General features: G+C 42.7%; 8 protein-coding genes. 4 read left to right on the top strand and 4 right to left on the bottom strand.

Annotation, left to right across the window (positions count from 1 at the left end; translation table 11 throughout):
- Positions 1–128 precede the first annotated feature (128 nt).
- The 3 genes from EKO24_RS06810 to EKO24_RS06800 all read left to right on the top strand — a co-directional run bounded on the left by EKO24_RS06810 (position 129) and on the right by EKO24_RS06800 (position 2,948).
- Positions 129–1,130, top strand: coding sequence for a hypothetical protein (locus EKO24_RS06810; protein ID WP_127030702.1), 1,002 nt, complete (start codon positions 129–131; stop codon positions 1,128–1,130).
- A complete protein-coding gene (locus EKO24_RS06805) occupies positions 1,123–2,082 on the top strand; it encodes an O-methyltransferase (RefSeq protein WP_127030701.1) in 960 nt (319 codons plus the stop codon). The genes EKO24_RS06810 and EKO24_RS06805 overlap by 8 nt, the downstream gene beginning before the upstream one ends.
- Positions 2,083–2,150: 68 nt before the next feature.
- Positions 2,151–2,948, top strand: coding sequence for a restriction endonuclease (locus EKO24_RS06800; protein ID WP_127030700.1), 798 nt, complete (start codon positions 2,151–2,153; stop codon positions 2,946–2,948).
- On the opposite strand, the gene dndE is transcribed toward EKO24_RS06800, so the two are convergent.
- From dndE to dndB, 4 genes are read right to left on the bottom strand one after another with little or no spacing between them, the layout of a single operon-like run.
- On the bottom strand, positions 2,930–3,343 hold the full coding sequence (gene dndE / locus EKO24_RS06795; protein ID WP_127030699.1) for a DNA sulfur modification protein DndE: 414 nt from the start codon (positions 3,341–3,343) through the stop codon (positions 2,930–2,932). The two genes, EKO24_RS06800 and dndE, sit on opposite strands and share 19 nt — an antisense overlap.
- On the bottom strand, positions 3,340–5,322 hold the full coding sequence (gene dndD / locus EKO24_RS06790) for a DNA sulfur modification protein DndD (RefSeq protein WP_127030698.1): 1,983 nt from the start codon (positions 5,320–5,322) through the stop codon (positions 3,340–3,342). The genes dndE and dndD overlap by 4 nt, the downstream gene beginning before the upstream one ends.
- A gap of 4 nt (positions 5,323–5,326) precedes the next feature.
- Positions 5,327–6,787, bottom strand: a complete 1,461-nt coding sequence (dndC, locus tag EKO24_RS06785) for a DNA phosphorothioation system sulfurtransferase DndC (protein WP_143733195.1) — start codon at positions 6,785–6,787, stop codon at positions 5,327–5,329.
- Entirely contained in the window at positions 6,784–7,899 is a 1,116-nt protein-coding gene (gene dndB / locus EKO24_RS06780; protein ID WP_127030696.1) for a DNA sulfur modification protein DndB, read from the bottom strand. The genes dndC and dndB overlap by 4 nt, the downstream gene beginning before the upstream one ends.
- A gap of 597 nt (positions 7,900–8,496) precedes the next feature.
- On the opposite strand from dndB, the gene EKO24_RS06775 reads away from it, so the two are divergent.
- Positions 8,497–8,809: response regulator (locus EKO24_RS06775; RefSeq protein WP_143733194.1), on the top strand; the 313-nt coding region annotated here is incomplete at its 3' end.

The raw sequence follows: 8,809 nt of genomic DNA, 5'->3' as shown, positions 1-8,809 counted from the left end.
CATTCCGCCAATGGCTATTTGTCGCCCGTAGACTACGAATTGCAGCAAAAAGCCGCTTAACCGTGTGTCCGGGAAAGTGTTGACACATCACCTTAACTCCGAATTCAGTTGGACAATTTGGCGTAGGAATGAAGCGTACGTTATTTAAAATAGCAGAAAACTTCTATGTCGAATCCAGAAAAAATGATATTTGCTATCGCGTCACTGTAGATATTAAAGACTGGGTTACAACAGAAGATTGGGATTTCTTTTTCGAATTCCAAGACAAAAATGCTCTAAGCGAAGGTGAAACTAACATTGTTGTTACACAATTACGTCCAGAAGCAAGCGAGTTATTCTCAGAACGTACTTTTACTACAAACTTGGAAAATGAAATAGCTGCAGCATATTTTAAGCAACTTTCCAGCGATTTAAACATTGAGTTAAATGGAACGAAAATTAAAAGCAAAGATGTCTATGTTAAAGTTTCTGATGAATTGAGCTGTATAAAAAAAAACACAAACGTAGATGGAGTAGATATATCTGTTATTTGCGGTGTAACCGATAGAGATTGGGAAGATGGAGGGTGGTATGTGATATGCAACGGTAGATTAGTAGCTGAAGCAGATCAGTCTATAGCTACTGGTTGGGGAATGAATGGAATTCCAAAATATCACGCCGATTTTGCATTCTTTCGTGGCCTTATTGAATTTTCGTGTTCCGATTCTTCTAAACTCCCTTGGACTACAACTAAAACTGGAGTAGATCAGGACAGTAAAATCTATAAAGCAGCTTTATATCATATGAGCACATCAATGAAACCCGTTACTACTTTTTTACGAGAACGAGCTCAAGAAGTAACGCATAAAACGGAAGGGAAAATTAGTGATACTCCATTACTGAATGCAATTAAAAATGCTAGCACTGTTCGTATACATGATGTGCCAGCGGAGAACATAAAGAGTATATTTGAGCGGCCTGAGAGAGTTTTACCAGCAGAAGATAATAATAAGATGGCAAGCGTTCAGTATACTGTTCCAATAGAGCAAATAAATTTAGTCAAAAAATCCCTTAATGTAACTACAAATCGTGAAGTAGGGGAAATGACATTTAATTATTATTTTGGATACGAGTGCGATAATAATGAGTAACTCGGGACGAAAAATAAATTATGCAGTAAGACCGGCAAAAAATGTAGAAAGAAAGATGATGAGGGATCTCTTTATTAGACTAAGGTCATTTGCACGATTAGAGGATTATCGCTATGTTGGGTTTGGGTCAAAATATTTCTCTGACTTTATTCTCTTTCATAAGATTCTCAATATTTCAGAAATGATTAGTATTGAAGCTGATGTCAATAATCGTGCTAGATATGAGTTTAATAAACCATATGCTGGAATAACCATGGAGTGGGGAAAATCGACGGAAGTTCTTCCAAAACTTGTTGCCAAAGAAGGAAAATCTATTTTCTGGATGGATTACGATGGTTTATTTGAGAAATACATGCTTGAAGACGTAGCAATTATAAGTGAAAAAATTGAATCTGGCAGCGTCCTTGCTCTTAGTTTTAATTGTGAATCATTAAAAATTGATAAAACGGATCGGGAGAACGATCTACGTGAGCAGCTTATTAAGATGGTTGGTAAAGAATATGTAGTAAATAATCTTGATACAAGAGGTTGGAAATCCAGCAAGAAGCTGGCGATATTTTTAAAGAACTGTATAGCTGACAAAATTAAACTTGTATTAAAAAGTAGAAATTATGGGTTGTCAGAAAACGATAGACTTGAGGCTAAGCAAAAGCTGTTTTTTATGTATGCCGATGGAGCTACTATGGCAACGATTGCTTATGTGTTCTCTTCAAAGATAGATCAAAATCATGCTGAAGCTTGCCGTTTCTCTGATTTGTATTTCGTTAGAGAGGATGACGAACCATTTGATATATCTACCCCAAATTTAACAATCAAGGAAGTTAGACATTTAATGGAAATTAGACCTTGTGTTGAAAAAATCAATACCAAAATTTTCGCACAAAAAGATGTTGATGCTCTATGGGAAAATTATAGGTATTTTCCAGGTTTCTCTGAGATTGAGTCCTTTTAAGAATACGATCGCTATAAAAATATTCTTTCGGCAATTATTTTTGAGGCCATTTATTAACGGTTAATTTTGTGACAATAGTTGAGTCAATAAGAAAGGTTCTTAGCACCAGTACTGAATCGCTTACTATTAAACAAATATACGATCTTATAATCAAAATGGATTTATATTGTTTTAATGCAAAAGATCCAAAAGCGATTGTAAGGCAACAAGTACGTCGACATTGTGCAGGACTTTCGTTTCCTTCTGCAATGCCGAATAAGTATTTCAAGCAGACAGAAAATGGAAGATATTGTTTAATTGAAAATAATGACGATTTTGAAATTATCCAAGTTCTACGAGATCGTAAGGACAAAATTCCAGAAGAGAATATCCAAGATTTTTATTTTCAACATATTGATGATATTAAAAAAGACTTAATTGATAAGATGCTGAATGTTGATCCTGCATTTTTTGAGCAGTTAGTTTTAGACCTTTTGCTTAAGATGGGTTACGGATCAAATGGGTCTGTTTCACGTAGAGGCAATGGGGCAGATGGCGGAATAGATGGTGAAATACTTCAAGATAAGCTTGGCTTTGATCGCATCTATACACAAGCTAAACGATACGGACTCAATAGGCCAGTCCGAGAACCTGAGATAAGAGATTTTGTTGGGGCTTTAAAAAATATATCCAAAGGAGTTTTTATAACAACCTCCAGATTTACAAGTTCTGCAGTTCGTTATGCATATGATCAACAACAAAAGACACTCGTATTAATCGATGGTGAAAGGCTTGCGCAGTTAATGGTTGATTTCGAACTTGGTGTCCAAAAAACTTATGAATACTCTACCTTTCGTATCGATTCAGATTATTTTGGTGAGATTTGATTAATCCTTTTTATCACTGTAATAGTTAGTAACTCATTACTGAGCCCAGTAGCCAAATCATCTTCTTTTTTGCTTGCAAGATAAGAGAGTCCTCGATGTACATGGCGGCACATCGTTTGGCGTGCATTTTCTACGTTAATGGGTAGTGCATCGCTGAGTAATCTCATCAAAATCAAATTCAGATACAGATTTTCATTGCCACCAGTAAAAGTCCGCCAATCAATATCAATACCCCCATTGAAATTAAACTCCTCAGTTGGCGGTATTGTAGGATTGGCGAGTGACAGGCACAGAGCATGCCGACATAGCGCGTTGTAGTGCTCGATACCGGTTTTGCGTTTTAGGGTTATCAGTTGATTTCTGGCAGCAGCAGTTAGGCGAAGACGGTCGATCATGGTGTGGCTTCCGCAAGAGTTTGGATTGGTTTTAAGCTGGCGATGGTGCAATTCTTGACGTCGTCAAAAGTCAACGCGTATTCGCGGCTCATATGGTGTTGTAGTGCATCGTAAACCGGACCTTCGACTTCCTCGTCGGTCGAGAGTACCAACACTTGATGCGAAATTTTGGCAAAAAAGTTATGGATTAGGGCCTCACGATGTTGACGGTCCAGCCGCGCTAGCGGAGTATCGACGACCACCGGGAAACGCCCCTTGCGTTCACGGATCAGAGCGCTCAACACCGAAATGGCTAACAATTGGCGCTCTCCGGCCGACAGCCGTTCCATCGGCAAGGTATGACCATTACTGTCTTGAATCGATACTTCATACGTTGTCGGATCGATCAAGACTTGTGAAATCAGGTTGCGTTTACGTAGCAATTGTTTGAATTCTGCGGTAATCATTTCTGCTAGCCAATGGGCTTTTGAGGCTAACAGTCGTTCGCGGAATATTGCTAAGGCTTTTTTGGCCCTTGCCGAGGCTTCCATGGCTTTAGATTCTAATGCGCTTTCCTTTAATTCTGTACGGAGGCGTTGCATGGCTCCGTTCAAACGTGATTCCAGATTGAGTTGACTAGCGCGATTTTCTGTCAGTATTTTGTTTAGTCTATGTAATTCCGCCTCCGCGCTAGAGACCGCTTTAGTGCGGTTTTGCAATTCCTCAAAAATTTCCGATAGCTGTTTTTCCGCCGGTATTTGGCCGATAGATTGCTGAGCCTTTTCCAAAGCATGCGCGGCTTGTTCTATATTCGCCAAGCTTTTTTTCAGCTGACTACGAGCCTGGGCTAACCGTGGCTCGATTTCTGCGGGATCGGCTCCCGGCTGCAATATCGGAGTGTGCCGGTTGTTTGCGCTGAATTGTGCCAAATCTTGTTTAAGAAGTTCCGCAATGGATTGACTGGCTTCAGGCACAGCATTTGTTAATGCCTGCAAGATGCGTCGGTCGCGTTTGGCAAACTCGTCGATTAGTAAGGTGGCGTGATGAGCTTGGCGATCTTGTTGCCACTGCTCGGCGTAGTGATTCCAGAATGGGCCTAGCCATGCCAATGGCAGTAGCGGGTCTTCCAAAGCATTGGCGAGATTAGCGCGCGCTTGTTTGTGTTGCTCTTCCGTCGATTTTACCTGGCTTTTGAGTTCGGCTGCTTGTTGGTAGGCGTTGAGTCCTTTACGCTGAGCCTCGAAGGTAAACTGTTCCAGTTTTTGTTGAGCTTTATCCAAATCCAGGAGTGCGCTGGCTTGGCGTTGAGTTAGCATGGCTATCTCATCCTCGACTTGCTTAAGCTGAGAATCAAACTCTTCTGCTTGACTGCGGATTTCATCGAAACCGTCGCCTTTTTTATTACTGCCCCGGCGTTCAATGGCTTTAAGGTCATTACTCAACGCATCAATGCCGCCCAGGCCCAAAAAGACTTCGGTAGCTCGGCGCAGCAAATCGGGCAGGAGATCCGGATTTGCCAAGGCTTCGATTTTTTCGCCATCGAAGAAGAATAGCTTCACCAGTTCCGCCGGCAAGATGCCGTTAATGAATTCGTCCCAGGTTTCGCTGAATTCAAGGTCTACCATGCCGTTGTTGAGGACACTGAATTTCTCTTGCAGATTTGTACCGCGTGGCATCCACTCGCGACGAATCGTTAGGGTTTGACTATTTGCACCGAGCTCTACGGCTACCGTTACTTCGATGACTGCATTTCCGTAAGCATCTTTGCGTTGCAATCCTGCTACCAGTTGATCGTATTCCAAACGACGGCCGGGATTGATAGCTTTGTAGCCGTATAAGCCAATTTGTAGCGCAGTGAGCAATGTGGTTTTGCCGCTGCCGTTGAGGGCTTTGATTAAGGTAACCGGACGCGATGATTGTCCGTACAGATCGAGAGTTTGCCGTTCGCGAAAAGGTCCCAAGTTCTCAATAGAGATTTGGGTAATAGTGAGTTTAGCCATACTGTTATTCTTCTAACTCAATAGCGTCCGGAATGTCGTCGCCAATTGTTTCTTCTATGGACATTGTTTCGGTAGCCAGTGCAAACGCCAAAGCTTCTTCTTCGGTTCGGAAAGCATTGGCTGTTAAAACCTCTTCCAATCGATCAAGATGCTTGGAGCGTTTTTGCGATTGCATAGATTGAAATTGTACCGAGAGTAAGGATCGGGTCAGGCGATAAAGCCGGTCGGCAGCTTCCGGGTCGAGTTCGTTAGCGACTTCTTTTAATAATTGCAGGTCATCCGGTTCCAAGGGGACCGGTTCCAGCGTTTTGCCCGGATACGGTTTATTGAAAATTTCTTGGTAGATTTTTGGAACTAAGTCTTCAATCTCGCCTTTGTCTTCTACCCAGATGCGACGAATTTCGTCTAATTCTTCCAAGGAGATCAATTCGATTCGTCCATAGTCCGACACTTTGGCTTCTTTAACCACTTTTTGCGTACGCAGCAATTCCTTGAGCAATTTTGCACGTTGCTCCTGAAGATAAGGGCCATGGATCAATTCCTGATTCATTAATTTGATGCGCCCGTTCATACGTTGGAAGTCGCGCACGTCGCGGTCTTTGATCGCTAGATAGTTGTTGCGAAAATCCAGTATCGGTTGCATCCATGCTTTTTGTTCATCATTTTGAACCATTGCCTGCATCGATTTATCTTGGGATACCATAGTACAGACATAACAACCGAAGCGGCTGTCACCGCAGCTAGGTGTTGAACTATCAACGACGATTGGGCATTCCGCATCCGGCGTTGCGCCGCGATAAATATTGAACAGCTCTTGGTTATCGACTCCCCAAGGGTTGGGTTCGGTAATGATGTATTCCCAGACATCATCACTGGTCCAGGTTTCAACCGGTAGATATACCCAGACTCTTGAGAGTTTGGGGTCTTTGTTGCGGCTTAAACGGTCGCGGGTGCTGCCGCTGTAATGATCCATCACTTTGTCGCGCGATTGGCTTTCGCCTCGGCGTTGTCCAAGCACGAGGATCGCTTCGTTATTAGCTTCGGACAGTTCTTGAATAAATTGGGTAGAGGCACTGATTTTAAGGCGGTCCGTACACCAGCGGAAGCGATTACGAGGAGCGGGATAACCTTTACCGATCAAATTGACCCAGAAACGATTTTGTAATGATGGGACCAAGCGGTGTGCTTTGATTGGCAGGTTTTGCTCTCGGGCTGCGATGCGAATGGACTCTAGTGAGTTTTGTACCCAAACAGCGATAACCGGGTTTTCAACCAAGGTATCGGTACTAATCACGTGAACATCTTTGTTGCGTTGTTCTATGGTTAGTTTGGCAATTGCATTCCAAACTAACTGTAATGAAGCCGTCGAGTCTTTGCCGCCGCTATAGCCGATGATCCAGGGAATGGAGTCGGATAAATAAAGCTCTTGAATCTCTTGGATGATAACATCAACGGGTGTAGTCACTTAGATTGCTCCGGTATAGAGTGCACGGAAAGGAATGTATTTTCTACATCCTGTTCTTCCAGTGTGAGTGACAAACCGAGCACACGCTTAATTTCATTGCAAGTGAGGGTAATATTTTGGCTGGATTTGGACATCCGGCCGCCAATCATGGCCCGCCCTTCCCAACTTGCTGAATTTTTACGAGACCAATCGATATTGCGCAGTTTACTTAGGACTTCCCGCAAATCCAGTTGCTCAGTCTGATAGAGAAATTTCCCAACGCGCCCCAATGCCTGTAAGACGATAGCGTGAGAGTGGATAAAATCCTGGCGTACTTCGCCTGCGGTCATTTTTGATTCTCGCACGAAAGTCCATTCGGGTATTTGCTCGCCTATTAATTCCCAGAATTCTTGGCATTTTTTGGTTGCAGCCGAGAAGTCTTCAAGTTCTTTTTCTGACAGCATTTCAGTAATCGCAAAATGCAGGGCGCTCAAGGTAAAAAGTTTGCGCGAACGTTCGGATAATGAAGACCGTTCCGTTTCAATCAGGTTACGGAATACTTTTGAGGTTATCCCCAGATGCCTAGCCACATTGGCAGCAGTACTACGATGATCGTATAGTAAACCCAAAGAAGATGAAGGTTTGACAGCGTAGCGGTTTAAATCGGCGAACATTTGTTGACAGCGTTCTAAGCCGCGGTCGAGAAAGAATACAACTGCAATGGTTTCGTCACCTAATTCTGGTGTGGATTGCAAGGCCTGTTCAATAGCTGCTCGACGATGTTGCCCATCGTTTACGATAAACTTGGCATTCATATCGACGGTGAGTGTGCCCATACGAAAGTTTGCTAAGTTATCGCTACCAATTGAATCAAAAGCAACAGTACCGTCAATCGAAGCGGTAATTGCAGAGAATGTATAATTAGTGGGATTAGAGACGATGTAACGGGCAATTTCAGGAATCCGGGCTTTGTTTATCGTACGTTGCGCACGAAGTTCCGGCATTAATTCTTCGTTGTCAAATACAAATAGTTTGGTAAGCAGGCGTAATGGACACATTGAGATGTAGTATTCGCGTCCGGCTTGTATCCCTCGGATAGCAGGAAAGACATAAGAGAAATTATTTTTCATCATATGTTAATTTTACCATGTTTGTGTTTTTATAAACATACGTATGTCAGCTTGAGAGCACAAATCAATACCATTCACCAATCTCGCAAAGTTGCCGATGATATTGCCCAGCTTTCACAGCGAGGCCGATCAATTGGAAATTATGATTAGTTTTCCTACTTCAACAGCCGCGAAATTTTTCATTATTGGTGGCGAAAGACACATATGTGTGTGACATAAAAAATGAAATATCTATTAAAAATCAACGAACTGTTTTTCACTTAGTGTGTCATCCGACACGCTTGTCAGTTCTCATAATTTATGAAAAAAATCTCAGAATTAATGAAATCACTGATCGATAAGCAAGGCTGCAACCGTGATAACACTCGGTTTCTCTGGCTACCAGGCCTTACCTGCTTGAGAAATCATTTCACAAATTGTGAGACGACAACAGATTTTTACTGCTTATTATGAGATTTCATGTACTACAGACAAATCTCATAAATTATGCAATGCATTGTTTTATAAAAATATTCATATTTCACTATTTATGAGATTCAGCATCAGATGTTTAATCATTGAACAAGTCTCTCAAAATTGATATAGCTCACCCGATAGATTATGCGTATCCTGCTCGCCGAAGACGATCCTTCGTTAGGCGCCACCTTGCAATCCTGGCTGCAACTCGACGGCTATGCCGTCGATTGGGTTAAACGCGGCGACCATGCCGAATCGGCGTTGCGCGCCCAATCTTACCAATGTCTACTACTCGACCGTAGTTTGCCCGGATTGAGCGGCGACCGTTTACTATCGAGCCTGCGGGCCAGCTGCAATGACGTGCCGGTATTGTTGATTACCGCACGCGACGCGTTGTCCGACCGCATTGCGGGCCTTGATCTCGGCGCCGACGATTATCTGGTGAAACCTTTCGACT

It is taken from the genome of Candidatus Methylobacter oryzae (assembly GCF_003994235.2).
GTDB lineage: Bacteria > Pseudomonadota > Gammaproteobacteria > Methylococcales > Methylomonadaceae > Methylobacter_A > Methylobacter_A oryzae.
The sequence above is the reverse complement of the archived record's forward strand: the minus strand, read 5'-3'. Positions and strand labels throughout refer to the sequence as shown.

Coding starts and splice junctions, on each gene's coding strand:
- EKO24_RS06805 (WP_127030701.1), top strand. CDS start 1,123: ATGAGTAACTCGGGACGAAAAATAAATTATGCAGTAAGACCGGCAAAA.
- dndE (WP_127030699.1), bottom strand. CDS start 3,343: ATGATCGACCGTCTTCGCCTAACTGCTGCTGCCAGAAATCAACTGATA.
- EKO24_RS06810 (WP_127030702.1), top strand. CDS start 129: ATGAAGCGTACGTTATTTAAAATAGCAGAAAACTTCTATGTCGAATCC.
- dndD (WP_127030698.1), bottom strand. CDS start 5,322: ATGGCTAAACTCACTATTACCCAAATCTCTATTGAGAACTTGGGACCT.
- dndB (WP_127030696.1), bottom strand. CDS start 7,899: ATGATGAAAAATAATTTCTCTTATGTCTTTCCTGCTATCCGAGGGATA.